Raw genomic sequence first — 691 nt, forward strand, 5'->3', positions numbered from 1 at the left:
CCGAAGGGAATCAACTAGCAGAACCAGTGATCCTAAGCGGAAAAGTTGGCTTGCCGTATGCGAGTATAGCCAAAGAGATCCCGGGCTGGTACGTAGTGGAAACGCCAAGCAATGCGTCAGGAACATTTACAGAAGAAGCACAAGAAGTAGTGTATGTGTATGAGCGATCAGACGCCGCACCAGTTACCGTGAAGTACCAGGATTCCGAAGGGAACCAATTAGCAGAACCAACAATCTTAAGCGGAAAAGTTGGCTTACCATATGACAGTGAGCCTAAAGAGATCCCTGGTTGGTACGTGGCTGAAACACCAGACAACGCGTCGGGAGTCTTTAGTGAAGATCCGCAAGAAGTGGTGTATGTTTACAATCGCTCGGATGCCGCACCGGTCACGGTGAAGCACAAAGATACCGAAGGGAATCAACTAGCAGAACCAGTGATCCTAAGCGGAAAAGTTGGCTTGCCGTATGCGAGTATAGCCAAAGAGATCCCGGGCTGGTACGTAGTGGAAACGCCAAGCAATGCGTCAGGAACATTTACAGAAGAAGCACAAGAAGTAGTGTATGTGTATGAGCGATCAGGCGCCGCACCAGTTACCGTGAAGTACCAGGATTCCGAAGGGAACCAATTAGCAGAACCAACAATCTTAAGCGGAAAAGTTGGCTTACCATATGACAGTGAGCCTAAAGAGAT

General features: G+C 48.8%; 1 protein-coding gene. It reads left to right on the forward strand.

All coding sequences use genetic code 11. The annotated features are described in order from the left end of the window. Window positions 1-691 (forward strand): MucBP domain-containing protein (locus IAE45_RS18675; RefSeq protein ID WP_200143169.1); only part of this gene is annotated, 691 nt, incomplete at both ends.

The sequence above is a fragment of the Enterococcus sp. S53 genome (assembly GCF_016516865.1).
Lineage (GTDB): Bacteria > Bacillota > Bacilli > Lactobacillales > Enterococcaceae > Enterococcus_D > Enterococcus_D innesii.